The following is a 26693-nucleotide window of genomic DNA, read 5'->3' as shown; positions in this document are numbered from 1 at the left end:
CGCATATAGCTAGCGCGCGGATTGCCGCTGCGCCAGCGGTTTCATCGCTTGTTCCTGCACAGTCAGGGGGCTAGCCTGCGCAGATAAAGGAGGCCTGCGATGAACCCTGCCGATTTCCAGAGTAAGCTGGACCATGTGTCAAAGCTCCTGGCCACGCGCCTTGGGGCGAAGGGCGCCACCCTGAGCGACCGGATCAACCATCGCGCCCGTGCGCTGCCGCGTCGTGTGCGGGTGGCTGCGCGCGAGTTGGCCGCGTCGGAGGTGCTGATGGGAGCCCCCAAACTGATGCGGCAGGTTGACGAGAAGGCGACCGAGCGGAACTATCGGCTATGCGTCAAATATCTCGAGCCGCTCGGTTCCGAGCAACGTCTGGTGCAAGGGGTGATGAAGGTCGTGACGGGGGTGGTGTTTGTCATCGTCATGACGGGCGGTGCGATGTTGGCTTGGGCGATTGCGCACGGAAACCTTTGACCTGCCCTGCGTATGAAAACCCTATGCATGAAAAAGGCCTCGGAAAAACCGAGGCCTTTTCTATTGTGCCAAACCGGATCAGAGGTTCGGATAGAGCGGGAATTTGGCGCACAGAGCCGCCACTTCCTCGCGGACAGCCGCTTCCACGGCCTCGTTGTTCTCTTCGCCATTGGCGGCCAGACCATCGACGACCTTCACGATCATGCGGGCGATCTGACGGAACTCTTCTTCCTTGAAGCCGCGGGTGGTGCCTGCGGGGGTGCCCAGACGGACGCCCGAGGTCACGGTCGGCTTTTCGGGGTCGAACGGCACGCCGTTCTTGTTGCAGGTGATGTGCGAACGGCCCAAGGCTTTGTCGGTCGCATTGCCCTTCACGCCTTTCGGGCGCAGGTCAACCAGCACGACATGGGTGTCGGTGCCGCCGGTGACGATGTTCAGGCCACCTTTCATCAGCTCGTCCGACAGCGCTTGCGCGTTCTTCACGACCTGCTCGGCATAGACCTTGAACTCGGGGCGCAGCGCTTCACCGAAGGCAACGGCTTTCGCCGCGATGACATGCATCAGCGGGCCACCCTGAATGCCCGGGAAAATGGCCGAGTTGATCTTCTTGGCGATCGCCTCGTCATTGGTCAGGATCATGCCGCCGCGCGGGCCGCGCAGGGTTTTGTGGGTCGTGGTGGTCGCCACATCGGCATAGGGGAAGGGCGAGGGGTGCTGACCGCCGGCCACGAGGCCTGCGAAGTGGGCCATATCGACCATCAGCAGCGCACCCACGGAATCGGCGATCTCGCGCATTTTCGCGAAGTCGACCTGACGCGGGATGGCCGAACCACCGGCGATGATCAGCTTCGGCTTATGCTCGTTGGCCAGTTCCTGGATCTGGTCATAGTCGATGCGCTCGTCCTGACGGCGCACGCCATACTGGATCGCGTTGAACCATTTGCCCGACTGGTTGGGCTTGGCGCCGTGGGTCAGGTGGCCGCCTGCATCCAGCGACATGCCCAGAATGGTGTCGCCCGGTTGCAGCAGCGCGGTGAACACGCCTTGGTTGGCCTGGCTGCCCGAATTCGGCTGCACGTTGGCGAATTCACAGCCGAACAGCTGCTTGGCGCGCTCGATGGCGAGGTTTTCGGCCACATCGACGAATTCGCAGCCGCCATAATAGCGCTTACCCGGATAGCCTTCGGCATATTTGTTGGTCAGAACGGAGCCTTGGGCTTCCATCACGGCTGCCGAGACGATGTTCTCGGAGGCGATCAGTTCGATCTCGTCGCGCTGGCGGCCAAGCTCGTTGCGGATCGAGCCAAACAGCTCGGGGTCACGGGTTTCGAGGCTCTCGGTGAAGAAGCCTGCATCACGCTGTTCGGTCATCTCTCGGATCTCCCGGGTAAGGAATTTTCGTGCATCGTTTATCGCAGAAAATCTCCGGCGGAAAGCGCTATAGGCGACAAATATGCGACGAATGGCGGCAGGTGCGGGCTTTGTTCGGGGATTGTCTTGTCTTTCCTTTTGGAGCTTGATCTATCTTCCGACCGAATAGAGGAGAGGGCAGGTGGGCGTTCGAGACAAAATCCATTTCACGGCTTCCCGTGGGGAGGTCGCCCAGTCGGCTCTCAAGATGCTGCTTGATGTCTATGGGCAGACCCCGATTGCAGAGGCCAATGTGATTGTGGCTCTGGGGGGGGACGGGTTCATGCTGCAGACGTTGCATGAGGGGTTGAACCTGCCGGTCTACGGGATGAATCGCGGCACGGTCGGCTTTTTGATGAACCAGTTCTCGGCCGAGGATCTGAACGACAGGCTTGCGCTGGCCGAAGAGGCGGTGATCCATCCGTTGTCGATGACGGCGCAGACTGCCGATGGCGAAATCCACAAAGCTTTGGCAATCAACGAGGTTTCGCTTTTGCGTGCAGGGCCGCAGGCCGCGAAATTGCGGATTTCGGTCAATGGTCGCGTGCGGATGAACGAGTTGATCTGCGACGGGGCGATCCTGTCGACGCCTGCCGGTTCGACCGCCTATAACTATTCCGCGCATGGTCCGATCCTGCCGATCGGGGCGGGGGTGCTGGCTCTGACAGGGATTGCCTCCTTCCGTCCGCGTCGATGGCGCGGGGCGATTTTGCCCGATGCGGCCAAGGTGCGGTTCGAGGTGCTGGAACCGATGAAACGCCCGGTGATGGCGGATGCCGATTCACGTTCGGTGCAGCCCGTCAAATGGGTCGAGGTCGAACTGGAAAACCGCGTGTCGCACCGGATTCTTTTCGATCCGGGGCATGGGTTGGAAGAGCGGTTGATGAACGAGCAATTCGCCTAAGTCGGCTCTTCGCCGGTGGTCTTCCAGGCCTCGAGCTTCCGGTAGAGGGTCGAGGGCGCAATATGCAGCCCCCGCGCGACCTGCGGTACGGAATGGTCATTCTGGCTCAGGCGGTATTCGATGATTCTCCGCTCGATCTCCGCAAGGCTTTGCCCGTCGAACATCGACAGCTCATTGCCGCCCGACATATCACCCATATGCGTTCCGTCAGATGTCGGGAGCATATCCGCTGTCAGATCGGGTCCGCAATTCAGAATAACCGCCGAGCGGATCATGTTCATCAGTTCCCGCACATTGCCGGACCAATATGCCGATTTCAGCCGTTGCAGGGCCTGCGGCGTGATGCGCGTGAAGTTGCGTTGCTCCTGCGCGGAGAATTCTGTCAGGAAGTGCTCTGCCAAAGCAGGGATGTCTTCCGACCGGTTGCGCAGGGGCGGAATATGGATGGCCACCACGCAGAGCCTGTAAAACAGATCAGAGCGTAGCTTGCCCTGTTCCACCGCCTCTTGCGGCGGAATATCCGAGGCGCTGATGATCCTGAGGTCAACTTTCCGCTCTTCGGCAGCGCCTACGGGACGTACCCTCTGGGTCTGGAGAAACCGCAGCAACTTGCCCTGCAAGGCGGGGTCCAGTTCGGTCAGCTTGTCCAGAAACAATGTGCCGCCATCGGCGCGCATGGCGGCTCCTGCATGGTCGGTAATCGCGCCCGGCAAGGCCCCGCGCATATGGCCGAACAGTTCGGAATCGAAACGGTCCTGACGTATGGCCGAACAGTCGAAGACCACAAACGGATTGCTCGCACGGGGCGACAGAAGATGGATGGCTTCAGCGCAGATTTCCTTGCCGGTCCCTGATTCTCCGACGATAAACACCGATGCATCGGACGCCGCCGTCTGCCGGATACGGTCATAGAGCTTAAGCATTTCCGGCGCATGGCCGATAAAGGCCCCCACCGCGCCGGAATGTGCCGCATCGCGTGTCAGCGGCCTGATCTCGCGGGCATGGGACAAGGCGCGCGACACAACCGATTGCAGGCGCGCTTCACTGACCGGTTTGGTGAGATAGTCAAACGCTCCGGCACGCATCGCGGTTACGGCGCGTTCGGGCGAACGTTCTGCGGTGATGACAATGATCTGGGTATTGGGCGCCAGCCGCAGCAGACGATCAATCAACTCCATGCCGTCGCCGTCGGGCAGCATCAGATCCAGCAGTACAATCGAGAACGGTTTCTGGGTAAAAAGCGACAGTGCCTGTTTGGCGGTATCAACGATATGCGCTGTCAGCCCCATTTTCTGCACATGCGAGGCGTACACGAGTTGGAGGCTTGAAATATCCTCGACAATCAGGACTTCAGCAGCATCGAAAAATGGCTTTGATGAGGGCGTGGGCACAATGGGCATCATTCCAATTTTTCTTCTGTTTGCTTGTATTTGTGGCGGTCAATTATTTCGTATAGCGCAACAATCTGTTTCCGCATATCTCTGATTTCCCTAGGGACACCTGTAGCGGGGATTTCCGCCACCCGAAGCACAATTTCTTGTGCAATCTCATGGCTCTCTGCCAAATCGGGGCGCAGTTTCCGTATATGGGCCTCACAAAAAAGGTTCCGGACTGAGAGGAAAAGAAATGCGGTCCGCGCGTCCGGCCGATCTGCCGGACCGCAGGGACAGTCTGTTGCAGGAGAAGTTGCCGCAGATCGGGGCTGTTCGGAGGGCGGCATATCTGTCGTGAGATGTCGAGTCGACGCGGCAGGGGCCGCTTTCCCGACATGGGTCAGCGCGGGCTGCGTAAAACGAGGGCGACTGGAAAGGGGCCGTTGCAGGTGAAGCCGTTGGTCGAACACGGCTGCGTCCATCCCGTCTGCTTCATCATGACACCCCAAGGTTTTGTAATTGGTTCTATATTTCAAACGCTGCCAGCGCCGCTTTCCGGCGGCCCGATGGTGTTTTTGCGTATGGGGAAAGCCATGCCACATCCGTTGCGAGCCGTGCTTGGCACGGTTCGCGGCCTGATTCCCGCGCAGGCCTTGCGGCTGCGGCAAAGAGGGGGGGCAAGGAAGCGTTTCTGAACTGGCTCGATGTGTCATCTGTGTGCGAACAAAAGAATCTGTTCTACACGTCGTAACGGAAAGGTCTTTGAAAACAGTTACTAATCAAGGAAGCTGAATATTTTCGCCAAGGCGAGGGGCTTTGGCGCAGGGCGCGCCAAAGCCGGTTTGTCCGTATCAGGCCGATTTCGGCAGCCCCAAGACGTGCAGCGCCTCGGCAATTTCGGTCAGCACCGAAGGGTCGTCGATGGTGGCAGGCACATTATAGGGCATGCCATCGGCAATCTTGACCATCGTGGCCCGCAAGATCTTGCCGGAGCGCGTCTTCGGCAGCCGGTCCACCACGCAGGCGGTCTTGAAGGCGGCAACGGGGCCGATCTTGTCCCGCACCAGACCGAGACATTCGCGGATGATCTCGCTATGGGGGCGCGTGCACCCCGCGTTCAGGCACAAAAAGCCCAGCGGCATCTGGCCCTTCAGCGCATCCGATACCCCGACCACCGCACATTCCGCCACGTCGGGATGGGAGGCCAGAACCTCTTCCATCGCACCGGTGGACAAACGGTGGCCCGCCACGTTGATCACGTCATCCGTGCGCGCCATGATATAGACATAGCCGTCCTCGTCGATATAGCCCGCATCGCCGGTTTCGTAATAGCCGGGGAAGTGGTCCAGATAGCTCTTGCGGAAACGTTCTTCGGCATTCCAAAGCGTGGGCAATGTTCCGGGCGGCAGCGGCAGCTTGATTGCGATCGCGCCCAGCTCGCCTTGCGGCAGCGGATTGCCCTCGTCATCCAGAATATGGATGTCATAGCCCGGCATCGGGACCGAGGGGCTGCCCAGTTTGGTCGGCAGAGTCTCGATCCCGATCGGATTCGCGGCAATCGCCCAGCCGGTTTCGGTCTGCCACCAGTGATCGACCACCGGCACGCCAAGATGTTTCTGCGCCCATTCCACCGTGGCCGGATCGGCACGTTCGCCCGCAAGGAACAGGGCTTGCAGGTCATGCAGTTTGTAGCGGCGGATCCATTCCCCATCGGGGTCTTCGCGGCGAATGGCCCGCAAGGCCGTCGGGGCGGTGAAGAAGCTCTTGATGCGCTGGTTCTGGATGATGCGCCAGAATACGCCCGGATGCGGGGTGCCCACCGGCTTGCCCTCGAAGACCACCGTGGTGGCGCCCGCCAGAAGCGGCCCGTAGCAGATATAGCTGTGGCCCACGACCCAGCCCACATCGGACGCCGCCCAGAAACGGTCGCCTGCTTCGATGTTGTAGATGTTTTTCATCGTCCATTGCAGGGCGACAAGATGGCCGCCCGTTGCACGGATAACCCCTTTGGGTTGGCCGGTCGTGCCGGAGGTATAGAGGATATAGGCGGGGTGGTTGCCCTCCACCGGAACGCATTCCGCCGGTTTGGCACCATACTGGAAACCGTGCCAGTTGAAATCGCGCCCTTCGATCAGCTTGGCGACCTCTTGTTCGCGTTGCAAGATGACACAGAATTCCGGCTTATGGGTCGCCTGCTCGATCGCCTGATCCAGAAGCGGTTTGTAATGGACCACGCGATTGGGTTCGAGGCCGCAGCTTGCCGCGATGATCGCCTTGGGAGTGCAGTCATCAATCCGGACGGCCAGTTCGTTGGCGGCAAACCCGCCAAACACGACCGAGTGGATCGCGCCCAGACGGGCCACCGCCAGCATCGCCACAAGGGCTTCGGGGATCATCGGCATATAGATGATGACGCGGTCGCCCTTTTCGACACCACGCATGCGCAGCGCGCCGGCAAGCGAGGCGACGCGGTTCTGGAGTTCTTTATAGGTAATGCCTTTGGTGGAATGGGTGATCGGGCTTTCATGCTGGATCGCAATCTGGTCTCCCCGACCGGCTTCGACATGGCGGTCGACCGCGTTCCAGCAGGTGTTCACCATGCCGTCGTTGAACCACTCGTAAATCGGAGCTTTCTCGTCAAAAAGTGCTTTGCTGGGGCGTTTGTCCCAATCGATTGCCTGAGCGGCCTGCATCCAGAACGCATCCGGATTCGCTTTCCAGCCGTCATAGACATCTTTGTAGTTCATGATTTCCTCCTCCTACCTTAGTCTTTGTTAGGGTGAGGAATGAAATCGGGCAATATTGTTACCGCTGAAGCTGCCGGAATGCCGAAAAAATTTGCATATTTTAGCGCATCAACGGGGCAATAGTTTGCAAATGCAGCCTCGCGGTAGGGTTTAATCGCAGAATTTGAATAAGTTTGCAAAAATCTGGCAAAAAATAAGCGGGGAGTCTTGCGACACCCCGCTCTATGGTCTGGCTTGACAAGGTGCCTAGCTGTAATGCGCCACCGGTGTTCCCGCGATGGCCGACATGTTCAACAGGCCGCGCGTGGTGATGGATGGCGTGACGATATGGGCCTTGTTGCCCATCCCCATCAGAAGCGGGCCGACTTCAAGGCCATTCGCTTTCATTTTAAGGATGTTGCGCACACCCGATGCGGCATCGGTATTGGCGAAGACCAGAATATTCGCCGAGCCTTTCAGCCGCGAACCGGGCAGAAGGCGGTCGCGGACGGTTTCGTCCAGTGCCGCATCCACATGCATTTCGCCTTCGAAGCAGAAGTCCACTTCGCGCGCTTCCAGCAGGTTCATCGCCTCGCGCATGCGCTGCCCCGAGTCGGTGTCGAGATTGCCGAACTGGCTATGCGAGCACAGGGCGATCTTGGGCTCCAGACCGAAGCGCCGCACGTGACGGGCCGCGCCAATCGCGGTTTCCATGATCTGCATCGGCGTCGGCATGTGGTGCACATGGGTGTCGGCAATGAACAGCGGCTCGTCCTCGAGGATCATCAGCGACAACGCCCCGACCGGATGCAGCCCCCCGCGCGCCAGAATCTCGCGCACATATTTCAGGTGCCAGCCGAACTGGCCGAAGGTGCCGCAGATCATCGAGTCGGCTTCGTTGCGATGCACCATCACCCCCGCAATCGCGGTGGTATTGGTGCGCATGATGGCCCGTGCCAGATCGGGGGTGATGCCGCGCCGTGCCATGATATCGTGATAGGTGCCCCAGTAATCGCGGTAACGCGGGTCGTTTTCGGGGTTCACGATCTCGGTCTGGTTGAGATCCAGCGTCAGCCCTGCGCGCTCGCAGCGCATCTGCATCACATCCGGACGCCCGATCAGGATCGGCGTATCGGTGGTTTCCTCGATCATCGCCTGAGCGGCGCGCAGCACGCGCTCGTCCTCGCCCTCGGCAAAGACGATCCGGCGCGAGGCCTGTGCGGCGGCCTCGAAGACCGGACGCATCAGCAGGGCGGATTTGAACACCGACCCGTCGAGCTTTTGCTTATAGGCTTTGATGTCGGGCAGCGGGCGCTCGGCGACGCCGGTTTCCATCGCGGCACCGGCCACGGCGGTGGCGACGATCCCCATCAGGCGCGGATCGAACGGTTTCGGGATCAGGTAATCCGGCCCGAAGGTCAGTTTTTCCCCCTGATAGGCGGCTGCCGCCTCGGCAGAGGTGGTGATGCGCGCCAGTTCCGCGATGCCTTCGACACAGGCGATCTTCATCGCGTCATTGATCTCGGTCGCCCCCACATCCAGCGCACCGCGGAAGATGAAGGGGAAACAGAGCACGTTATTGACCTGATTGGGATAATCCGACCGGCCCGTGGCCATGATCGCATCGGGCGCCACGTCGCGCACCTCTTCGGGCATGATCTCGGGGGTCGGGTTGGCCAGCGCAAGGATGATCGGCTGCTTGGTCATGCGGCTGACCATTTCGGCCTTGAGAACGCCCGGACCGGAAAGCCCAAGGAACAGATCCGCCCCGTCGATCACCTGATCCAGCGTGCGCAGATCGGAGGCCTGCGCATAGGCCGCCTTATGCGGGTTCATGTCTTCCTGACGGCCTTCATAGACCAGCCCGTTCAGGTCGCAGAGCCAGACATTCTCTCGCTTCACGCCAAGCTTGAGCAGCATGTTCAGGCAGGCGATCCCCGCTGCACCGCCGCCGGTCGAGACGATCTTGATGTCTTCGAATTTCTTGCCCGCAATTTTCAGCGCGTTGGTCACGGCAGCCCCGACCACGATCGCCGTGCCGTGCTGGTCGTCGTGGAAGACCGGAATATTCATCCGCTCGCGGCAGATTTTTTCGACGATGAAACAGTCGGGGGCCTTGATGTCTTCAAGGTTGATCGCGCCGAAGGTGGGCTCCATCGCGCAGACGATATCGGCCAGTTTCTCGGGATCGGATTCGTTCAGTTCGATATCGAAACAGTCGATATTGGCGAATTTCTTGAACAGGACGGCCTTGCCTTCCATCACCGGTTTCGAGGCAAGCGCCCCGATATTGCCCAACCCCAGCACGGCGGTGCCGTTCGAGACCACCGCCACGAGGTTGCCGCGTGCGGTATAGCGGGCGGCGTCACGCGGTTCGGCCTTGATTTCAAGGCAGGCCTCTGCCACGCCGGGGCTATAGGCGCGGCTGAGGTCGCGACCGTTCGCCATCGGCTTGGTCGCGCGGATCTCCAGCTTACCGGGTTTGGGGAATTCGTGATAGTCGAGCGCCGGATGGCGCGGCTTGTCGGACCGGATGTCTTCCATTCTTGCCTCCGATGAGAGTTGGTTTGGTATTAAACTATTTCTTTTGCGGTGGAAATGGCTGCAATGCTCCTTTGTCGGGCTTATACTCGGCTGTCTATCACTTCGCTGTGCGTCGCGTGATGGCATCGGGGGAGGGTGCAAGGGGAAGATGCGGGCCGAAACGCCAGCCCTTGCATCGCTGCCACGCTCGGCGCAGACTCCGTGAAACGATGCCCCTGAACGATGCCTGCCTGAGCCGGAGATTATACCATGTCGCTCCTTGATGCTGCCCGTAATGTCCGGGAAAATGCCTATGCTCCCTATTCCAGATTCAAGGTCGGGGCGGCAATCCGCTCGGTCTCGGGGGCCGTCTATGTTGGGGCGAATGTCGAGAATGTCGCCTATCCCGAAGGCACCTGCGCCGAGGCGGGCGCGATTGCGGCCATGATCGCGGCAGGCGAGACGGAACTGGCCGAGGTCGCGGTAATCGCCGACAGCCCGACACCGGTGCCGCCCTGTGGCGGCTGTCGTCAGAAACTGGCCGAATTCGGCAGCATGACCACACCCGTCACGCTTGCGACCCTGTCCGGCAAAGAACTGCGGACCACGATTGGCGAACTGCTGCCGGGCCAATTCGACAAGAGCCATATGGACAACGCCTGATGGATGCGCGGCGGGTGATCGAGGCCGTTCGCGATGGCGAGGGTCTGAGCGTGGAAATGGCCGAGTGGTTCACGCGCGGGCTGGTCGATGGGTCGGTCGGGGATGCGCAGGCCGGAGCCTTCGCGATGGCGGTGCTGTGTCGCGGGGTCGGGGCGGCAGGGCGCGTGGCGCTGACCGAGGCGATGCGCGACAGTGGCAAGGTCATGCGCTGGGATCTGGGCGGGCCGGTGGTGGACAAACATTCCACCGGTGGCGTGGGCGATTGCACATCGCTGCTCTTGGCGCCCGCGCTGGCGGCCTGCGGGGCCTATGTGCCGATGATCTCGGGGCGGGGGCTGGGCCATACGGGGGGCACGCTGGACAAGCTGGAAGCCATTCCGGGCTATAGCGTCAATCCCGACGAGGAAAGCTTCCGCGATCTGGTGGCCGCAGTGGGCTGTGCCATTGTGGGGGCCAATGACCGGATCGCCCCTGCCGACAAGCGGCTTTACGCGATCCGCGATATTTCCGGAACTGTGGAGAGTATCGATCTGATCACAGCCTCGATCCTGTCGAAGAAACTTGCGGTGGGTCTGGATGCGCTGGTGCTGGATGTGAAGACCGGCTCGGGGGCGTTTATGGCGGGGCAGGATCAGGCCGTGGCGCTGGCGCGGGCCTTGGTGGATACGGCCAATGGGGCAGGGTGCAAGACCTCGGCGCTGATCACCGATATGAACCAGCCGCTCTGTTTTGCGGCGGGCAACGCGCTCGAGATCATCGAAGTCATGCAGACCCTGACCGGCTCGCAGGTCAACGAGGCGCTCTGGGATGTGGTCTCGGCGCTCGGGGGCGAGGCGCTGATGCTTGCGGGGCTTGCCCGCACCGCCGAGGATGGCGCGGCGCGGATCGATCAGGCGCTGGAAAGCGGGCGTGCGGCAGAGGTATTTGGCCGGATGGTGGCAGGGCTTGGCGGGCCGATTGATTTTGTCGAGCATTATCTCGACCGTCTGCCCTCCGTGCCTGTCATGCGCCCCGTGCCCGCGCCGAGGCGTGGATATGTGGCAGCGATCGACACACGGGCCTTGGGCGAGGTCGTGGTGCATCTGGGCGGTGGGCGGTTGCGCGCCGGTGACAGGATCAATCCCGGTGTCGGGCTGTCCAGCCTTGCAATGATCGGCGAGGACCGCGAACCGAACGAGCCGCTGGCGATGGTCCATGCCCTGAATGCCGAGGCCGCCGAGCGTGCGATTGCCCGTGTGCAGGCGGCCTATCACCTTGCGGAGGGCGCGCCCGAAGAGCCGCCCCTGATCCATGAGAGGATCGTCTGATGTCACGTGCGTTTCTGATTGTCATGGATAGTGTCGGCATTGGCGGTGCACGCGATGCCGCGTCCTTCTTCAATGACGGTCGGCCCGATACGGGCGCCAATACCGTGGCCCATGTCGCGCAGGCCTGCGCCGAGGGCCGTGCCGAAGAGGGGCGCAGTGGTTTTCTGCATATGCCCGCGCTGGACCGCTTGGGGCTCGGGGCGGCGGTGCGTCTGGCCTCGGGCGCGGCGACGCCGGGGCTGGAGGCGGTGCCAGAAGGGGCGTGGGGGGCGGCCAACGAGGTCTCGAAGGGCAAGGATACGCCCTCGGGCCATTGGGAGCTTGCCGGTGTGCCCGTGCCGTGGGACTGGGGATATTTCCCCGACAGGCAGAACAGCTTTCCCCCCGATCTGGTCGCATTCGTGGCGCAGGCTGCGGGCACGGACGGTCTTTTGGGAAACTGCCATGCCTCGGGGACCAATATCATCGAGGAATTGGGGGATGCGCATATCCGCAGCGGCTGGCCGATTTGCTATACATCCGTGGATAGCGTGTTCCAGATCGCCGCGCATGAGACGCATTTCGGGCTCGACCGGCTGTTGCAGCTGTGTCAGGACATCGCCCCCCGCCTGCATGCGATGAAAATCGGGCGGGTCATCGCGCGCCCCTTCACGGGCGAGAACGGGCAGTTCTTCCGGACCCCGAACCGGCGTGATTTCGCGATCGAACCGCCCGCGCCCACGCTTCTGGACTGGGCCTATGAGGCAGGGCGCGTGACCCATGCCATCGGCAAGATCGGCGATATCTTCAGCCATCGCGGCATTACCCATCTGCATAAGGGCAAAGGGGATGCCGATCTGATGGAGCATCTCCTGCGGCTGGGGGCGGAGGCCGAAGACGGCAGCCTGACCTTTGCCAATTTCGTCGAGTTTGACAGTCTTTGGGGGCATCGTCGCAATGTGTCGGGCTATGCGCGTGCGCTGGAATGGTTCGACCAAGGGGCCGCGCGTTTTCTCAAGACGCTGCGTCCCGGTGATCTGGCGATTTTCACCGCCGATCATGGCAATGATCCGACATGGGCCGGCACGGACCACACCCGCGAACGGGTGCCGGTGCTGGCCGCCGGTCTGGGGGCGGCACGGCTGGGACAGTTGGCCTTTGTCGATGTGGCCGCCACGCTTGCCGCGCATCTGGGCGTTCCTGCGCAAGGGGCGGGGCGGAGTTTTCTAACTCAAACCGGCCTGAAGGCCGTGCTGTAGCCGCACGCTGGGCCGCCGATATCATCCACAGGGAACACCATAAGAAGGAGAGGCCAATGGGCCAGCATCTCACCATCGTTGATCATCCGCTTGTCAAACACAAGCTGACGCTCATGCGGAAGGTCGACACCTCGACCGCATCCTTTCGCCAGCTCCTGCGCGAGATCAGCCTGCTTCTGGCCTATGAGGTCACGCGCGATCTGGAACTGACCTCGGTCACCATCCAGACACCGCTGCAGCCGATGGAGGCCCCGATCCTCGAGGGCAAGAAGCTGGCGCTTGTGTCGATCCTGCGGGCAGGCAACGGGCTGCTGGATGGCATCCTCGAACTGATCCCCGCCGCGCGGGTGGGCTTTGTGGGCATGTATCGCGACCCCGAAACGCTACAGCCGGTGGAATATTACTCGAAGCTGCCCAATCTTCTGGAAGAGCGGATGACCATCGTGGTCGATCCGATGCTGGCCACGGGCAATTCCTCGGTGGCCGCTATCGATCTGGTCAAGAAGAAGGGCGCGAAAAACATCATTTTCCTGTGCCTTCTGGCCGCCCCCGAAGGGGTTGCGCGGATGAAAGAGGCCCATCCCGACGTGCCGATTGTCACAGCCGCGCTGGACGAGTGCCTGAACGATCATGGCTATATCGTGCCGGGGCTAGGGGATGCGGGTGACCGTATCTTTGGCACCAAATAAGCCATTTGGGTGCTTTACTTGCGGCGCGTCCTGATTCATCTTTAGGTAACTTCTATTCCGGGGATGGTATATGCGTATGGGCCGCTGGTTAACGAGCACTCTGATCCTTGCGGTTCTGGGGACAACCGGAGCCGCTTTCGCACAGGATGGCGCCCCTTCGGAACTGCCGCCTGCCTCGTTCAAGGGGCGGCAATATGTGGACAGTCAGGGCTGTGTCTTCGTGCGGGGGGGCTTTGGCAATGCGGTGCGCTGGGTGCCGCGGGTCAACCGTGACCGTACGCCGGTATGCAATTACAAACCCACATTCGGCGGCAGCGAGAAGGTGTTGGATATCGCCAAATCCGTGCCGGAAGCCCCGAGCGCGCCCGCAGCCCCTGTCGCGCCTGTCCCGCCCAAGGCCAGCGTTGTTGCCGCGGCCCCCAAACCCAGCCCGAAAGCCGATGCGCTTGCAGGCTATTCCGACGGGAATGCGCTGCATCGGGCTTTGACCGGCGCTCCGATGCGGACCATCGCCCTGACCACGACGCCGCCGAAAATCGGGCTGTCGGCGGCCAAGGTCCAGACCATTCCGACAGCCGGTGCCATGCGCACGGCCCCTGTGGCGATGCCGGTCGCACCGGTCGTGCCAAGCACGGCAGTGGCGGCGCAGGGCTATGTCTCGCCCTATATGGTGGAGGGGGCGGCCGCGGCTGTGACGATTGCCAGCACCGAAATTCTGTCCGGTCAGGCGACGAACTGCCCCAATCGCCCCGCACAGGCGACGCGCTACCGTCTGAGCGACGGGCGCAGTGTCCTGCGGTGCGGTGCGCCTGCACAGGATCCGGCGGCGTTTATCAATACCGCCAATATCGGCAATCTGACGATCCGGCCCGCCGCGTCGACGGGCGGCTACCAGTCACCCTATGTGGCAGGCGGTGTGGCGCCGGCGCCGGTTTCGGTGGCAGGCAATGGTCGGGCCAGGGTCAACCATAACGTCACCCGACTGCCTGCGGCGATGCCTGTGGCGGCACCCGTGACGGTCTCGCCACAGCAGGCCTATGCGGCCAGCTCGCCCTATGCCATCCCGCGGGAAGTCTATGTGAAAACGCCCAATGCGCCTGTCAGCCTTGCGCCGGTGGCCATTGCAACGTCCAATTCCAACGGCTACGCGCCGGCCTTCGATGATGGACGCCTGAACCCGTTCCGTGGGCCGCGCAGTCGCAGCGGGGACGCGCAGATGCAGCAGCTTTGGGACGATTCCGTGCCTGCCAAGCTGATCCGCTATCCCGCAAGTGGGGCTGCCGTGCCCGCGCAGACGGTTCAGGTCTCGGTCTCGTCGAAATCGCCGTCTGCGCAGGCCCCTGCCCCCGCCTCTTCGCGGGCGGTGGCGCCGTCGGGCCGGTTCGTTCAGGTGGGCACCTATGCCGAGGCCTCGAATGCCGAGGCTGCCAAGGCCCGCCTGCGCGCGCGTGGTCTGCCGGTGGCGGCCAGCCGGACGGCAAAAGGTCTGGTTGTGGTCTATGCCGGACCCTTCGACAGGGCGGCCCTTGCGGGGGCTTTGGGAACGGCGCGCCGTGCGGGCTTTGCCGACGCCTATATCCGCTAAGCACCGGACACCCGTTTCAGGACGTCCAGAGCCGGTCCGGAGAAGGGCCGGCTTCTTTTATGGCGGAGAGGCCCGGTCAGGGGGACGCGGTCAGGGTTACTCGGTGGTGCAGATGTCCTGCAACGCGACCCATTGGCCGTCCTCCAGAAGGGGCGCCGGCGCGGGCGCGCCCTTGAACGGATCGGCTTCGATCAATGGCAGGACCTTCTCGCCCGAAGGGTCAACCGCATAGGCATAAGGGGTCGAAGAGACGCCGACGCTTTCGAATTCTTTCAGAAGCGGAGGGATCTGGGGCAAGGGCTGCGACTGCTCAAGGATCACTCCGTCATATCCGGTGAGGTCATCCTTATCCAGAGCTCCCGTGGTCAGCAGGCGGAAGGCGGCACGAATGCCCGCCCAGTCCAGCAGGCTGCGCAGCGGATCATGTTCCTGTGCATAGACCTTCGCGGCCAGCACAGAGCCTACCGCCACTTCGGGTGTGTCATAATTGTTGAGCATATCCTGCCCCATCACGACGATACCACCCGGCAACCATCGCACCCCGTTGATGCCTTTGGGCAGAACGGCAATGCCCGAAACACCCGGAATGCGCGCGCTCAGGCGGCGCAGCGCGTCATTGCCTGCCTCACCGCCGCAGGGCGCCCCCGTTTTGCGGACCAGATCGCGCAGGATATGCTGGCCGATCTCGTGGCGGGTCGGGGCCGGAGCCACACCTGCGGCATGGCTGATCAGGGCGCTTGGCAGCCAGAACACCGCCGCCCCAACCACTGCAACCGCCAGCGTGACATACAAGATCCCCCGCAGCCGTCCGGGATGGGGCATGCGCGAGGCAATCACATGATGCACCCGCTCGATGGCCTCGACCAATGTGTCGTCGTCAATCTCCAGCCGCTCTTCGGTGTCTTCGGTGGGCGCGTAAAGGGCAGGGCGCTTGCCGGGGTTGAGCCGGACCACAGCGGGCAGGGACCAATGCGCGATAAAGCGGGAGTCCTTGATATCCGAAAGTACGATCGAGGCACGCCCGAAGGACACCACGACTTCTTGCGCGGGCGCATCGGAGGTTTGCATCCAGCGGCCAGTGGCCTCCAGGCGATCATATTTCGGTAGGGAAACCATCTGCTACGTTTCTGTTTTTGTCATTTTGTCCGAAGATAAACGAAAGGGATGCAGGGTCAATCGAATGCAGCTCTGGGCTGTGTTCGAACTGTCTTGGGCGGGCGGATGGAAATCCGATTGCTGGCAGGGGGCAGTTTGCGCCATTATGCAGGGATGATCGTTTCACATGGCCGCCGCTATATTTTCGTGCATATCCCCAAGACCGGCGGCACGGCGTTGGCCTTGTCGCTTGAGGCGCGGGCGATGGCGCAGGATCTGATGCTGGGGGATACGCCCAAAGCGCAGAGGCGGCGCAAACGTCTTGCCGGTATCCCCACTGCGGGCCGCAAGTGGAAACATACGACGCTGGCGGACGGGATCGGCCTTTATACAGCGCAGCAGGCGCACAGCTATTTCACCTTCACGCTGGTGCGCAATCCGTGGGACCGGCTGGTGAGCTATTACCACTGGCTACAGGATCAGGCGTTCGCGCATCCGGCGGTGCAATCGGCGCAGCAGCATGATTTCCGCAGTTTCCTGTCCTTGCCGCATATCCAGCGCAGCCTGTCCGCGCATCCCTATACAAGCTACATGCAGTTGCCGGATGGCGAGGTCTGTTGTCGGGCATTTCTGCGGCTCGAGCATCTTGCCGAGGATATCGCCCCTCTGGAGGCGCATCTGGGATTTGCCCTCAGCCCGTTGCCCGTGGCCAATTCCTCGCGGCGGCGACGCGATTACCGCAGCTATTACGATAGCGCGCTGGCCGAATTGGTCGGGCAGGTCTGCGCGGCGGATATCGCGCGCTTCGGCTATCGCTTCGAGGATTAGCCACATGCCGGTTGCGGGCAAGTAGCAGGCGGGCGGTTGGCATAATCTGACACTGTCGCTGCCCTTAATTAACCTTAATTGCGCCCCTGATTTTCCATCACGGCAGGGTGAACTGGGCTGGCTCCCTCTTGGTCGGGGCGGTCTTGCGATGGAGATGGTTGTGTTTGGCTTGAAAGCGCGTCGGAATGAGAAAAGCTCTGTGCTGCGGTCTGGCATCGACACCCGCCCCAGTCTGCGACAGATGGTGCCGGTACCGCAGGATGGCAGAACCGAAGGCATCTGTGCCGGAACGCTGATCCTGACAGAGCTGGGCTGGCGCACGGTGGAATCCCTGCAGGCCGGAGATGCGGTCATGACCTTCGATCACGGCTATCGCCCGGTGCGCAAGATCGCGCGGGGGCTGTCTCTGGCAGGGGGGGCGGACTGTCCGGATCACGGGCATGTCATGCATGTTCCGGTGGCGGCTCTGGGCAATCATAATCCGATGGTGCTGCAACCCGACCAGCATGTGATGATTGAAAGCGATCTGGCCGAAGAGGCGTTTGGCGACCCTTTCGTGCTGGTGCCTGCTGCCGCGCTAGAGGGCTATCGCGGCATCAGTGCCGCGCAAAGCGCCCAGAGGCTGTCGGTCTATACGGTGCAATTTGCCGATGACGAGGTGATCTATGTCAACGGGGCAGGGCTTGTGCATTGTGGGGGGCTGTCCAAGATCGGGCTGGAGCAGATGATCGGGGATAGCCTGCCGTCCTACATCTCGCTGCCGGTGCTGGCGGCGCGCGCCGTGGTCGATGCGCTGAAGGAGGCGGACGAGCAGTCCGCGCTTCTGGCCTGACACCCGGCGCCGCCCCGCCGTCTTACAGTCGGTCTGCCGGAGATCCAGGCATCATGTCATAGGGATGCGCCCAGCCGGGCAGGGCGCTGATCCGGTCCAGCCAGCGCGCGATTGCGGGGTGGGTCTGGGCGCTATAGCCGAAGCCCTCGGGGTAATATAGATAGGCGCAGCACGCGAAATCCGCGATGGAGGCGCTGCCGCCCACCAGCCAGTCCGATTTGGACAGATGGGCTTCCAGCGTCTGAAGCGCGGCCTGCACCCGCCCCGACAGCCAGTCGATGGCCGCATGCGGGCGTTTTTCTGCCGGAAGGAAATGCATCATAAAGCGCAGCGCCCCGAACTGGCTGGAGCCTTTGTGGTTATCCCAGAACAGCCAGCGCAGCACCTCGTCGCGGTTTTCGCCGCCGAAGCGTCCGGTCTGTTCGGCAATGCGGAGCTGCATCACCCCCGATTGTGCCAGAATTTCGCCCTCCAGATCGAGCACGGGGCATTCGCCCATCTCGTTCAGGGCGCGAAATTCGGGGCGACGGGTCTCGCCGTTGAAGAAATCCACATAGACCGGTTCCCAGTCGAAACCGGAAAGGGTCATCGTCAATGCGGCTTTATAGGCGTTTCCGGATTCTCCGAAACAATAGAGCTTTGCGGTCATGGCATCCTCTGGCCTGCTGGAACGGGTCTAGTATGCGCCCGAATGCCGCGAAGGTCACGCTTTGCGATCTGCCAGTTCGGCTTTGAACAGGCTCAGGCGCGCGGCAAGATTGTCGTCACGAAAGACCGAGCTGAAATTCTCGAAGAGGAAGGTCAGGGCCTCGTCTTGCGACAGCTCCGCGTCCTGCGCAAATCGCTGCAGGCGGCGATAGGCGTCATTGGTCATGGCAACGGGAAAGCGGCGGGTCAGTCGGAGACGTTTGGGCATGGAGATCCTGCGGTTTTCTCCCTTCTAGAGGCAGAATATGGCGGGATTTTGAAGCGCTGGAAGAACGACAACAGGGGGGCTGAGTTTTTGCCAAGAGTGGATTGGCCAAAGCCCCCCTGAGAACAGGCTGCCATGAAAAGGTGGCCGTTTGTCGGAATGGGTTACGAAAGGGATTGCATGAATGGTCAGGCGGCCGAACTTTCGGCGCGACGCGCCTCAAGCCGGTTTTCCCCTGACTCGATCTCTGCACTCAGCTCGTCAATAGCGGTTACAAGATCGTCGCGTTGCTGCTGCATTTCTTCAAGCCGGTTGCGCGCCAGCTTGAGCGTTTCGGTCAGCTGCGTCACCTGATTATCGCCAACGCTGTAAAGATCCAGAAGCTGGCGGATATCTTCGAGACTGAACCCGAACCGTTTGCCGCGCAAGATCAGCTTGAGTCGCGCGCGGTCGCGGCGGGTGAACAGTCGCTTTTGACCCTCTCGTATCGGGAACAGGAGTTCCTTACTTTCGTAGAACCGCAATGTGCGCGGGGTCACCTCGAAGGCGTCGCACATCTCGCGGATCGTCATCACTTCATTTTCCATCCGTGCCTCACACAGTTAATGCACAGGCAGCAGATGAATTTCCACCTATGCGATACTCGATATTTCAAAAGCAGCGCTGGTGGTGCAGCGCAACAATGCCCGACAAGATCGGTAGTAGGTATACATGAAAGGCTTTTTAAAAGGGGTAGATACGGACAAACTACCTATCCGCGATATGCATTCCCAAGCGTAAAAGATCAAGTTGCTTATATGTTACTGGCTCATGGCAAGCGCTTGTTCGCGCAAGTTGCGCAATTCCGATATAGTTTTGTCCAATTCGGCGCGTTGTTTCTCTAATGTGGCTAATTGCCGTTCCGACAGGTCCAAAAACACGCGTAATTGTTCTTCCGTGCCATCGGTGTCGTAGATCTCCAGCCACTGGCGGAGTTCCTCCAGAGAAAAGCCAAATCTTTTGCCGCGCAGAATGATGGTCATCCGCGCGATTTCTCTTGGGCCATAAAAACGTTTTCGCCCCTCACGTGTGGGGGCGAGCAATTCGATATATTCGTAATATCGCAGGGTCCGAGGGGTGACTTCGAACTTTGCGCACATTTCCTTTAGGTTGAGCATTCGCCTTGCCATTCTTCTTTTCGGCGATACGCTAGCAGCAATGGCCAGTATTTCAACCGCAATCAATGCGGGAATTCGTTTGGTGCGGCACTTGTGCTGCGGTGACGGCAGGCAGATAGTGTTAGCGTAGAAAGTCGGAGTTAGCACGTGAACACCACAAATAATCTAACAAATGACACGAAAAACGACAGTTTTCTGATGAAATCGTTTTTGGAAGGCCTGCCGCATTGCCGATCTTTGAATATGAAAGTCGTCGATGTGTCCTCGGGCAAGGCCCGTATGGTCTTGCCATATAACGAAAAGTTGATAGGAGATCCCGAAACCGGCGTCATTCATGGCGGGGCTGTTTCGGTGTTGATGGACACCTGCTGTGCCACGGCTGTCATGGCGCATCCCTCACAGCCCCGAAGCACCGCAACGCTGGATCTGCGGATCGACTATATGCGTCCGGCCAAGCCGGGACAGAGCATTGTTGCCTCTGCAGAGGTCTATCATATCTCGCGTAGCATCGCCTTCGTACGGGCCGTGGCGCATGATGAAAGCGACGCGTCGGGCGGTGTGCCGGTGGCGCAGGCCACTGCCGCCTTTACCGTCTATCTGCCCGAGGAGGCCAAAGCATGAAAACCCGTCTGTCTCCGGAACCTGTGCAGGTCATCAAGAAACGGCGCGACGAGGCGCTGCGGCAACTGGTGGCGGCGATCCCCTATATCAACTTCCTCGGGGTGGAATTCGACCGTCGTGGCGACGAGCTGACCGCGATCCTGCCGTTCAAGGAAAGCCTGATCGGCGATGCGTCGGTGCCGGCGCTGCATGGCGGGGCAACGGCGGCCTTCATGGAGATTACCGCGATTGTCGGTCTAAGCTGGTCCACCCTCTGGCCGGATTTCGAAACCGGAAAAGTGGCGCTGGACGGGCTGCCCCCCACGCCGAAGACCATCGATATCACGATGGATTATCTGCGTCCGGGCCTGCCGCGCGACGCCTATGCACGCGCCAAGATCACCCGTTCGGGGCGGCGGTACGCCAGTGTGTTTGTCGAAGCTTGGCAGGACAACCGCTTGCGGCCTATCGCGCAGGCAACGGGACATTTCCTGATGCCCGAACCGGCTGATCTGGCCGGCTAAAAGGAGCCTGCCCATGCCGGCTTCGCCCATCACCAACTGCCGTGTCTTGTCCATCGCCGTTCCGGTGGTGATTTCCAATGTGACGGTGCCTTTGCTGGGCCTCGTGGATACGGCGGTTGTCGGGCAGATCGGGCAGGCCGCGCCCATCGGTGCCGTGGGGGTGGGGGCGGTGATCCTGTCGTCGCTCTACTGGATCTTCGGGTTTTTGCGCATGGGTACGACAGGGCTTGTGGCGCAGGCGCATGGGCGGGGGGATGCGGTGGAAACCGCAGCCGGTCTTCTGCGGGCGCTGTTGCTGGCGCTTGTTGCGGGGGGCGGGCTCTGGATCGGGCAGCAGGCGCTGTTCGATCTGGCGTTCCGCCTTGCACCGGCCAGCGCCGAGGTTGAAAGCCTTGCCCGCACCTACCTGTCGATCCGCATCTGGGGCGCGCCTGCGACAATCGGGCTTTACGGGCTGATCGGCTGGTTGATCGCACTAGAACGCACGCGCGCCGTTCTTATGATTCAGATTGTGATGAACGCGCTCAATGTGGTGCTGGATCTGGCGTTTGTTCTGGGGCTGGGCTGGGGGATCAAGGGCGTGGCCACGGCCAGCCTGATCTCCGAGATATTGGGCGCGGGGCTGGGTCTGTGGTTTGCGCGCGCAGCCTTCCTTCCCGCAGCCTGTGCGTTGGGCCGTCTGTTTGACCGTGCCGAACTGGGACGGCTGGTGCGGGTCAATACCGATATCATGATCCGCTCGGTTCTGCTGCAGGCCAGTTTCACCACCTTCCTGTTCATTTCGGCGGGGCGCGGGGATGTGGCTCTGGCGGCCAATCAGGTGCTGCTGCAATTCCTGCAGATCACCTCTTTCGCGCTGGACGGTTTTGCCTTCGCGGCAGAAAGCCTTGTGGGGCAGGCCGTCGGGGCGGGGTCGGTGGCGCGGCTGCGACGGGCAGGCTGGCTGAACGGGCTCTGGAGCTTTGGTTTCGCCGTCCTTCTGGGGGTGGTCTTTGCCCTGCTCGGGCCGCAGATCATCAATCTGATGGCGCGGGCCGAAGAGGTGCGTGCGCTCGCAAAACACTATCTGCCGTGGATGATGGTCATGCCGCTGGCCAGCTTCGGCAGCTATATTCTGGATGGCATTTTTATCGGGGCCACACAGACCCGTGCCATGCGGAATGCGATGATTGTCTCCGTTGCCGTTTATGTGGCGGCGCTGTTCCTGATGGTGCCGCTTTGGGGCAATCATGGCCTCTGGGCGGCATTGATGGTGCTGAACCTGCTGCGTGCGCTCAGCCTCGGGGCGCTTTATCCCCGCCTTGAAGCGCGCATCGTTTAGTGGACGATCTGCATGGCTTGCGCGGTGATCCATGCCACGGCGGCATAGCGGCCGGTTTTTGCCAGAAAGACGATGGGCAGATAAAGCCAGAGCGACATCCGCAGGATGCCTGCGATCAGGCAGATCAGGTCTCCACCCGGGGCCCAGCTAAGAAACAGGATCCATAGGCCCCAACGGTCGAACCAGCGATGGCCGCGGTCAAGCTGCTTCTGGCTGGCGGGAAACCATTTGCGGTCACGCCAGCGGTTGACCTGCCGCCCTATGTAATAGGTGATCAGGGCGCCGAGCGTGTTGCCGATCCCTGCGATCAGGATCATCAATCCGATAGGTGCCGCCTGCGCGGTCTGCATTGCCACAAACACGATTTCGGATTGCGCGGGGATCGGAGTGGCCGCCAGAAGTCCGGAGAAGAACAGGCCGGTCAGGGAGGCGGATAGGTCGAACATAGGGGCTCCGTCGCAGGCATGGTGTGACCCTCGAAAGGGTAATCGTTGGGCCCGAAAAGCAAAACGGGCGATGACAGTGAAATGTCTCGCCCGTCGAGCCGGTTCCGTGAGTGATAAAACGGATCAGTTTGAGTCTTCTTCGCGCGGGTCGCGCGGGGGACGGCCAACGACGTCACGCAGGGCGTCAAGCTCGATGAAATTGTCGGCTTGGCGGCGCAGTTCGTCCGCGATCATCGGCGGCTGCGAGCGGATCGTGGACACGACCGATACGCGCACGCCTTGGCGTTGCAGCGCCTCGACCAGGGGCCGGAAATCGCCATCGCCGGAGAACAGGACCGCGTGATCAAGACGCGGAGCAAGCTCCATCGCATTAACGGCCAGTTCGATATCCATGTTGCCCTTCACCTTCCGGCGGCCCATGGAATCGGTGTATTCCTTGGCCGGCTTGGTGACCATCGCATACCCGTTGTAATGCAGCCAGTCGACCAGCGGACGGATCGGGGAATATTCTTCGTTCTCGAGCAGCGCGGTATAATAGAAGGCCCGAACAAGCTTGCCGCGGCGTTCAAATTCCTGACGCAACAGCTTGTAGTCGATATCGAACCCGAGCGACTTTGCCGCTGCGTAGAGGTTCGAGCCGTCAATGAACAGCGCAAGCCGTTCGTCTTTGTAGAACATGAAATCAAAATCCTTTCTATTTCACACTCGCTACAACACGGGCATCCAAAGTGGGGCCGGATGCCCAAAACTTCCCTACTCATTATTCGACGCGAGTGATACCGATCTCAGATAGCAATGCAGCTCGGTCATGGGTATCTGTCTAAATGGATAGTAACACGATTATCATCGCCTTCGGGGCCAATATGACATCCACTTTGGGTAGCCCATCTGATGCAATCAGGGAAGCCTTCAAACGGCTCTGCGTTGCGTCATTTCGTCCCGTGGCGATGTCTCGCTTTTATCGGTCGGCGGCCTATCCGGCGGGCAGCGGGCCGGATTTTGTCAACGCCTGTGGACTGTTCCGCGCTTCCGGCAGTCCTACTGACATATTGTATTTGCTGCATGAAATCGAAAGCGGTCTTGGCCGTGTGCGGCACGGGCGCTGGATGCCGCGGGTGATCGATATCGACCTGATTGATTGCGGTAACATTATTCATCCGTCCGAGGTGACGTTGCGTCACTGGCGGGATTTGCCCTTCGAAGAGCAGCAAAAAGCCACTCCGGAGCAGTTGATTCTGCCGCATCCGAGGCTTGAGGATCGGGGATTCGTGCTGATTCCCATGCGGGAGATCGTCCCGAACTGGGTGCATCCGCTGACCGGACAGACACTGGAACAGCTTGTCGAGGCGCTTCCAGAATCACAAATTGCCGGGCTTTCCCCGCTTGTGGCCGACGATCTGCGCGAATGAGCGCTTGTCAACCGTGCTGTTTGTCCCTATGTAGGCGGTTCAGACATTCCCCGAGATCCGACTGGAGTGACATATGGCCCGCGTGACGGTTGAAGATTGCGTTGACAAAGTCCCGAACCGTTTCGAACTGGTGATGCTTGCTGCCCATCGTGCACGCGAGATCGCCGCCGGTTCTGCCCTGACGGTTGATCGTGACAACGACAAAAATCCGGTTTGTGCGCTGCGTGAAATCGCGGATGAGACCCAATCCGCAGACGATCTGCGCGAACGTCTTATCGAGGCGAACCAGACCCAGATCGAAGTCGATGAACCCGAAGACGATCAGATGGCCCAGCTTATGGCAGGCGAGCCCGCCTCTGCCGACAAGCCGGCTGATGACGACATGAACGAAGAGCGGATGCTGCGCGCGCTGATGGAAGCGCAGGGCCGCGAATAATCTGATCTGTTGAATGGTATGCGGAACGGGCGTCAATGATCGAAGTCGAAGACCTGATCGCGCTCGTTCGCAACTACAACCCGCATACCGATGACGGGTTGATCCGTAACGCTTATGCTTACGGGCTGAAGATGCATGAAGGGCAGTTCCGCCGCTCGGGCGAGCCCTATTTCACGCATCCTGTCGCCGTTGCCGCGATCCTGACCGAGATGCGTCTGGATGATGCGACGATTGTCACGGCGCTTTTGCATGACACGATCGAAGACACCCGTGCCTCCTATGCCGAGGTCGCGGGGCTTTTCGGGGAACCTATCGCCGAGCTGGTCGATGGTGTGACCAAGCTGACCAACCTGCAACTGTCCTCTTCCGAGACCAAACAGGCGGAAAATTTCCGCAAGCTGTTCATGGCGATGTCGAAGGATCTGCGGGTTATTCTGGTGAAGCTGGCGGACCGTCTGCATAACATGCGCACGATCAAGTCGATGAAGCCGGAAAAGCAGGCCCAGAAAGCCCGCGAAACCATGGAGATCTATGCGCCGCTTGCGGGCCGCATGGGGATGCAGTGGATGCGCGAGGAGCTGGAGGATCTGGCCTTCAAGGTGCTCAACCCCGAGGCGCGCACCTCGATCATCCGCCGCTTTGTCGGGCTGCAGAAAGAGACGGGGGATGTGATCCCCAAGATCTCGGGCGATATCCGTCTGCTGCTGGAAGAGGCCAAGATTGACGCCGATGTGTTCGGTCGGGCCAAGCGTCCCTATTCCATCTGGCGCAAGATGGAAGAGAAGCAGCTGGCCTTCTCGCGCCTGTCCGACATCTACGGGTTCCGCGTGATCACCAAGACCGAGGCCGAATGCTACCGCGTGCTGGGGCTGATCCACCACCGCTGGCGCGCCGTTCCGGGCCGGTTCAAGGATTACATCAGCCAGCCGAAAACCAACGGCTACCGCTCGATCCATACCACCGTGTCGGGCCGTGATGGCAAGCGCGTCGAGGTGCAGATCCGCACCCGCCAGATGCATGAGGTCGCCGAATCGGGGGTGGCCGCGCATTGGGCCTATAAGGATGGCGAGCGGTCCTCGAACCCCTTCGCGGTTGATCCGGCACAATGGATCACCACGCTGACCGAACGCTTCGGGGAGGGGGATCACGAGGAATTCCTCGAGAATGTCAAACTCGAGATGTATTCCGATCAGGTCTTCTGTTTCACGCCCAAAGGCGATGTCGTGAAGCTGCCCAAAGGGGCGACGCCGATCGATTTTGCCTATGCGATCCACACGCGGATTGGCAATTCCTGCGTCGGGGCGAAGGTGGATGGTATCCGTGTGCCGCTCTGGACAAGGCTCAAAAATGGTCAGTCCGTTCAGGTGATTACCGCTTCGGGGCAACGGCCTCAGGCGACGTGGCTGGATATCGTGGGCACCGGTCGGGCGCGTGCGGCTATCCGCAAGTCGCTGCGCGAGGAAGACCGGACACGCTTTGTCAAACTGGGGGCCGAGCTTGCGCGTGTGGCCTTTGAACATGTCGGTCGTAAAGTCACCGATAAGGCGCTGCGCACGGCGGCACGGTCGCTCGGGCTGACCGACGAGACCGAGGTTCTGGCCCGTCTGGGTTCGGCCGAGATTGCCTCGGGCGATGTGATTGGCGTGCTCTATCCCGAGCTTGTGCACCGTCGTGAAGAAACGGTCGAACCGACGCGTGCCGTGATCGGGCTCGGGGCCGACCAGAGCTTTACCCGTGCGGGATGCTGTCAGCCACTGCCGGGCGAGCGGATCGTGGGGATTACCTATCGCGGGCGCGGGGTCGTGATCCATTCGATCGACTGCCCTGCTTTGGAAGATGTTGAAAGCGAACCCGAACGCTGGGTCGATCTGCATTGGCAGGGGGGGCAGCATCCGCCGGTCTATACGGCCTCGCTGAAGGTCACGATTTCCAATGACGCGGGGGTGCTTGGCCATATCTGCACGCTGGTTGGCCAACAGAGGGCGAATATTTCCGATCTGAATTTTGTTGATCGGAAACCGGACTTTTACTCTTTGATTATAGAGGTGGAGTTGCGGGATATGGAACATCTGCACCGCCTGTTGACCGCGCTTGAAGCGGAAACAGATGTGGCACAGGTGGAACGTTGGCGCGATTTATCGCGCAAACCGTGACGATTGGCGGTTGCGTCTTACCTATAAGAAGGCGTTCATGGGGTCATGAGTGTCCGCATCGGGCGTTTCCTTGCGGATAGAAGGAAGTAT

The 26693-nt window shown here is 60.9% G+C and carries 26 protein-coding genes; 15 read left to right on the top strand and 11 right to left on the bottom strand.

The window, feature by feature from the left end; genetic code table 11:
* Positions 1–99 precede the first annotated feature (99 nt).
* A complete protein-coding gene (locus tag RPE78_RS03770; protein ID WP_339108164.1) occupies positions 100–471 on the top strand; it encodes a hypothetical protein in 372 nt (123 codons plus the stop codon).
* 78 nt (positions 472–549) lie between these two features.
* Here the strand turns inward: RPE78_RS03770 and glyA are convergent, their stop codons facing one another.
* The gene (glyA, locus tag RPE78_RS03765) at positions 550–1842 is read right to left on the bottom strand and encodes a serine hydroxymethyltransferase (RefSeq protein ID WP_339108163.1); all 1293 of its coding nucleotides are present in this window, start codon (positions 1840–1842) and stop codon (positions 550–552) included.
* A gap of 181 nt (positions 1843–2023) precedes the next feature.
* Here glyA and RPE78_RS03760 point away from each other — a divergent pair, with 181 nt between their 5' ends.
* Positions 2024–2785, top strand: a complete 762-nt coding sequence (locus RPE78_RS03760; protein WP_339108162.1) for an NAD kinase — start codon at positions 2024–2026, stop codon at positions 2783–2785.
* On the opposite strand, the gene RPE78_RS03755 is transcribed toward RPE78_RS03760, so the two are convergent.
* The 3 genes from RPE78_RS03755 to RPE78_RS03745 form a co-directional block, all read right to left on the bottom strand.
* Complete coding sequence (locus tag RPE78_RS03755) at positions 2782–4188, bottom strand: sigma-54 dependent transcriptional regulator (protein ID WP_339108161.1); 1407 nt, start codon at positions 4186–4188, stop codon at positions 2782–2784. The two genes, RPE78_RS03760 and RPE78_RS03755, sit on opposite strands and share 4 nt — an antisense overlap.
* Before the next feature lie 821 nt (positions 4189–5009).
* Positions 5010–6905, bottom strand: coding sequence for a propionyl-CoA synthetase (locus tag RPE78_RS03750; RefSeq protein WP_406721262.1), 1896 nt, complete (start codon positions 6903–6905; stop codon positions 5010–5012).
* 246 nt (positions 6906–7151) lie between these two features.
* Positions 7152–9428, bottom strand: coding sequence for an NADP-dependent malic enzyme (locus RPE78_RS03745; protein WP_339108159.1), 2277 nt, complete (start codon positions 9426–9428; stop codon positions 7152–7154).
* Positions 9429–9677: 249 nt separating this feature from the next.
* Between RPE78_RS03745 and RPE78_RS03740 the strand changes: the two genes are divergently transcribed.
* From RPE78_RS03740 to RPE78_RS03720, 5 genes are all read left to right on the top strand, one after another.
* Entirely contained in the window at positions 9678–10070 is a 393-nt protein-coding gene (locus RPE78_RS03740) for a cytidine deaminase (protein ID WP_339108158.1), read from the top strand.
* Entirely contained in the window at positions 10070–11377 is a 1308-nt protein-coding gene (locus tag RPE78_RS03735) for a thymidine phosphorylase (RefSeq protein ID WP_406721261.1), read from the top strand. The genes RPE78_RS03740 and RPE78_RS03735 overlap by 1 nt, the downstream gene beginning before the upstream one ends.
* Positions 11377–12615, top strand: a complete 1239-nt coding sequence (locus RPE78_RS03730; RefSeq protein WP_406721260.1) for a phosphopentomutase — start codon at positions 11377–11379, stop codon at positions 12613–12615. The genes RPE78_RS03735 and RPE78_RS03730 overlap by 1 nt, the downstream gene beginning before the upstream one ends.
* Positions 12616–12671: 56 nt before the next feature.
* Positions 12672–13304 (top strand): uracil phosphoribosyltransferase, encoded by a 633-nt coding sequence (gene upp / locus RPE78_RS03725; protein WP_339108155.1) that lies wholly within the window; start codon positions 12672–12674, stop codon positions 13302–13304.
* Between the two features lie 70 nt (positions 13305–13374).
* Complete coding sequence (locus RPE78_RS03720) at positions 13375–14889, top strand: SPOR domain-containing protein (RefSeq protein WP_406721259.1); 1515 nt, start codon at positions 13375–13377, stop codon at positions 14887–14889.
* Positions 14890–14985: 96 nt separating this feature from the next.
* Here RPE78_RS03720 and RPE78_RS03715 read toward each other — a convergent pair whose 3' ends face one another.
* A complete protein-coding gene (locus RPE78_RS03715) occupies positions 14986–16005 on the bottom strand; it encodes a hypothetical protein (RefSeq protein ID WP_339108153.1) in 1020 nt (339 codons plus the stop codon).
* 153 nt (positions 16006–16158) lie between these two features.
* Between RPE78_RS03715 and RPE78_RS03710 the strand changes: the two genes are divergently transcribed.
* Complete coding sequence (locus tag RPE78_RS03710; protein WP_406721615.1) at positions 16159–16812, top strand: sulfotransferase family 2 domain-containing protein; 654 nt, start codon at positions 16159–16161, stop codon at positions 16810–16812.
* 199 nt (positions 16813–17011) lie between these two features.
* A complete protein-coding gene (locus RPE78_RS03705) occupies positions 17012–17644 on the top strand; it encodes a Hint domain-containing protein (protein ID WP_339108152.1) in 633 nt (210 codons plus the stop codon).
* Positions 17645–17666: 22 nt separating this feature from the next.
* On the opposite strand, the gene RPE78_RS03700 is transcribed toward RPE78_RS03705, so the two are convergent.
* The 4 genes from RPE78_RS03700 to RPE78_RS03685 all read right to left on the bottom strand — a co-directional run bounded on the left by RPE78_RS03700 (position 17667) and on the right by RPE78_RS03685 (position 19726).
* Positions 17667–18293, bottom strand: coding sequence for a glutathione S-transferase family protein (locus tag RPE78_RS03700; RefSeq protein ID WP_406721258.1), 627 nt, complete (start codon positions 18291–18293; stop codon positions 17667–17669).
* A 54-nt stretch (positions 18294–18347) separates the two neighbouring features.
* Complete coding sequence (locus tag RPE78_RS03695; RefSeq protein ID WP_339108150.1) at positions 18348–18560, bottom strand: hypothetical protein; 213 nt, start codon at positions 18558–18560, stop codon at positions 18348–18350.
* Between the two features lie 185 nt (positions 18561–18745).
* A complete protein-coding gene (locus RPE78_RS03690) occupies positions 18746–19144 on the bottom strand; it encodes a MerR family DNA-binding transcriptional regulator (protein WP_339108149.1) in 399 nt (132 codons plus the stop codon).
* 213 nt (positions 19145–19357) lie between these two features.
* Positions 19358–19726 carry a MerR family DNA-binding transcriptional regulator gene (locus RPE78_RS03685; protein WP_406721614.1) on the bottom strand — a complete coding sequence of 123 codons (369 nt, stop codon included), beginning with the start codon at positions 19724–19726 and terminating at the stop codon, positions 19358–19360.
* A 231-nt stretch (positions 19727–19957) separates the two neighbouring features.
* On the opposite strand from RPE78_RS03685, the gene RPE78_RS03680 reads away from it, so the two are divergent.
* From RPE78_RS03680 to RPE78_RS03670, 3 genes are read left to right on the top strand one after another with little or no spacing between them, the layout of a single operon-like run.
* Entirely contained in the window at positions 19958–20335 is a 378-nt protein-coding gene (locus RPE78_RS03680; protein ID WP_339108148.1) for a PaaI family thioesterase, read from the top strand.
* A complete protein-coding gene (locus tag RPE78_RS03675) occupies positions 20332–20838 on the top strand; it encodes a PaaI family thioesterase (RefSeq protein WP_339108147.1) in 507 nt (168 codons plus the stop codon). Before RPE78_RS03680 ends, RPE78_RS03675 begins: the two co-directional genes overlap by 4 nt.
* 13 nt (positions 20839–20851) lie before the next feature.
* Positions 20852–22159 (top strand): MATE family efflux transporter, encoded by a 1308-nt coding sequence (locus RPE78_RS03670; RefSeq protein WP_406721257.1) that lies wholly within the window; start codon positions 20852–20854, stop codon positions 22157–22159.
* Here RPE78_RS03670 and RPE78_RS03665 read toward each other — a convergent pair.
* Together RPE78_RS03665 and RPE78_RS03660 are read right to left on the bottom strand one after the other, a co-directional pair.
* Positions 22156–22605, bottom strand: coding sequence for a YqaA family protein (locus RPE78_RS03665; protein ID WP_406721256.1), 450 nt, complete (start codon positions 22603–22605; stop codon positions 22156–22158). The two genes, RPE78_RS03670 and RPE78_RS03665, sit on opposite strands and share 4 nt — an antisense overlap.
* A 123-nt stretch (positions 22606–22728) precedes the next feature.
* On the bottom strand, positions 22729–23283 hold the full coding sequence (locus RPE78_RS03660; protein WP_339108144.1) for an NYN domain-containing protein: 555 nt from the start codon (positions 23281–23283) through the stop codon (positions 22729–22731).
* Positions 23284–23429: 146 nt separating this feature from the next.
* On the opposite strand from RPE78_RS03660, the gene folK reads away from it, so the two are divergent.
* The 3 genes from folK (at position 23430) to RPE78_RS03645 (ending at position 26603) form a co-directional block, all read left to right on the top strand.
* On the top strand, positions 23430–24014 hold the full coding sequence (gene folK, locus RPE78_RS03655; RefSeq protein WP_406721255.1) for a 2-amino-4-hydroxy-6-hydroxymethyldihydropteridine diphosphokinase: 585 nt from the start codon (positions 23430–23432) through the stop codon (positions 24012–24014).
* Between the two features lie 73 nt (positions 24015–24087).
* Positions 24088–24450: a DNA-directed RNA polymerase subunit omega gene (rpoZ, locus tag RPE78_RS03650; protein WP_339108142.1), complete on the top strand. Its 363-nt coding sequence runs from the start codon at positions 24088–24090 to the stop codon at positions 24448–24450.
* A 35-nt stretch (positions 24451–24485) separates the two neighbouring features.
* A complete protein-coding gene (locus RPE78_RS03645) occupies positions 24486–26603 on the top strand; it encodes a bifunctional (p)ppGpp synthetase/guanosine-3',5'-bis(diphosphate) 3'-pyrophosphohydrolase (protein WP_339108141.1) in 2118 nt (705 codons plus the stop codon).
* Positions 26604–26693: the final 90 nt, after the last annotated feature.

Source organism: Thioclava litoralis, from assembly GCF_045278885.1.
In the GTDB taxonomy this organism is placed as follows: Bacteria; Pseudomonadota; Alphaproteobacteria; order Rhodobacterales; family Rhodobacteraceae; genus Thioclava; species Thioclava litoralis.
The sequence above is the reverse complement of the archived record's forward strand: the minus strand, read 5'-3'. Positions and strand labels throughout refer to the sequence as shown.

Coding starts and splice junctions, on each gene's coding strand:
- RPE78_RS03770 (WP_339108164.1), top strand. CDS start 100: ATGAACCCTGCCGATTTCCAGAGTAAGCTGGACCATGTGTCAAAGCTC.
- glyA (WP_339108163.1), bottom strand. CDS start 1,842: ATGACCGAACAGCGTGATGCAGGCTTCTTCACCGAGAGCCTCGAAACC.
- RPE78_RS03755 (WP_339108161.1), bottom strand. CDS start 4,188: ATGATGCCCATTGTGCCCACGCCCTCATCAAAGCCATTTTTCGATGCT.
- RPE78_RS03750 (WP_406721262.1), bottom strand. CDS start 6,905: ATGAACTACAAAGATGTCTATGACGGCTGGAAAGCGAATCCGGATGCG.
- RPE78_RS03745 (WP_339108159.1), bottom strand. CDS start 9,428: ATGGAAGACATCCGGTCCGACAAGCCGCGCCATCCGGCGCTCGACTAT.
- RPE78_RS03740 (WP_339108158.1), top strand. CDS start 9,678: ATGTCGCTCCTTGATGCTGCCCGTAATGTCCGGGAAAATGCCTATGCT.
- RPE78_RS03735 (WP_406721261.1), top strand. CDS start 10,070: ATGGATGCGCGGCGGGTGATCGAGGCCGTTCGCGATGGCGAGGGTCTG.
- RPE78_RS03730 (WP_406721260.1), top strand. CDS start 11,377: ATGTCACGTGCGTTTCTGATTGTCATGGATAGTGTCGGCATTGGCGGT.
- upp (WP_339108155.1), top strand. CDS start 12,672: ATGGGCCAGCATCTCACCATCGTTGATCATCCGCTTGTCAAACACAAG.
- RPE78_RS03720 (WP_406721259.1), top strand. CDS start 13,375: ATGCGTATGGGCCGCTGGTTAACGAGCACTCTGATCCTTGCGGTTCTG.
- RPE78_RS03715 (WP_339108153.1), bottom strand. CDS start 16,005: ATGGTTTCCCTACCGAAATATGATCGCCTGGAGGCCACTGGCCGCTGG.
- RPE78_RS03710 (WP_406721615.1), top strand. CDS start 16,159: ATGATCGTTTCACATGGCCGCCGCTATATTTTCGTGCATATCCCCAAG.
- RPE78_RS03700 (WP_406721258.1), bottom strand. CDS start 18,293: ATGACCGCAAAGCTCTATTGTTTCGGAGAATCCGGAAACGCCTATAAA.
- RPE78_RS03695 (WP_339108150.1), bottom strand. CDS start 18,560: ATGCCCAAACGTCTCCGACTGACCCGCCGCTTTCCCGTTGCCATGACC.
- RPE78_RS03690 (WP_339108149.1), bottom strand. CDS start 19,144: ATGGAAAATGAAGTGATGACGATCCGCGAGATGTGCGACGCCTTCGAG.
- RPE78_RS03685 (WP_406721614.1), bottom strand. CDS start 19,726: ATGGCAAGGCGAATGCTCAACCTAAAGGAAATGTGCGCAAAGTTCGAA.
- RPE78_RS03680 (WP_339108148.1), top strand. CDS start 19,958: ATGAAAGTCGTCGATGTGTCCTCGGGCAAGGCCCGTATGGTCTTGCCA.
- RPE78_RS03675 (WP_339108147.1), top strand. CDS start 20,332: ATGAAAACCCGTCTGTCTCCGGAACCTGTGCAGGTCATCAAGAAACGG.
- RPE78_RS03670 (WP_406721257.1), top strand. CDS start 20,852: ATGCCGGCTTCGCCCATCACCAACTGCCGTGTCTTGTCCATCGCCGTT.
- RPE78_RS03665 (WP_406721256.1), bottom strand. CDS start 22,605: ATGTTCGACCTATCCGCCTCCCTGACCGGCCTGTTCTTCTCCGGACTT.
- RPE78_RS03660 (WP_339108144.1), bottom strand. CDS start 23,283: ATGTTCTACAAAGACGAACGGCTTGCGCTGTTCATTGACGGCTCGAAC.
- folK (WP_406721255.1), top strand. CDS start 23,430: ATGGATAGTAACACGATTATCATCGCCTTCGGGGCCAATATGACATCC.
- rpoZ (WP_339108142.1), top strand. CDS start 24,088: ATGGCCCGCGTGACGGTTGAAGATTGCGTTGACAAAGTCCCGAACCGT.
- RPE78_RS03645 (WP_339108141.1), top strand. CDS start 24,486: ATGATCGAAGTCGAAGACCTGATCGCGCTCGTTCGCAACTACAACCCG.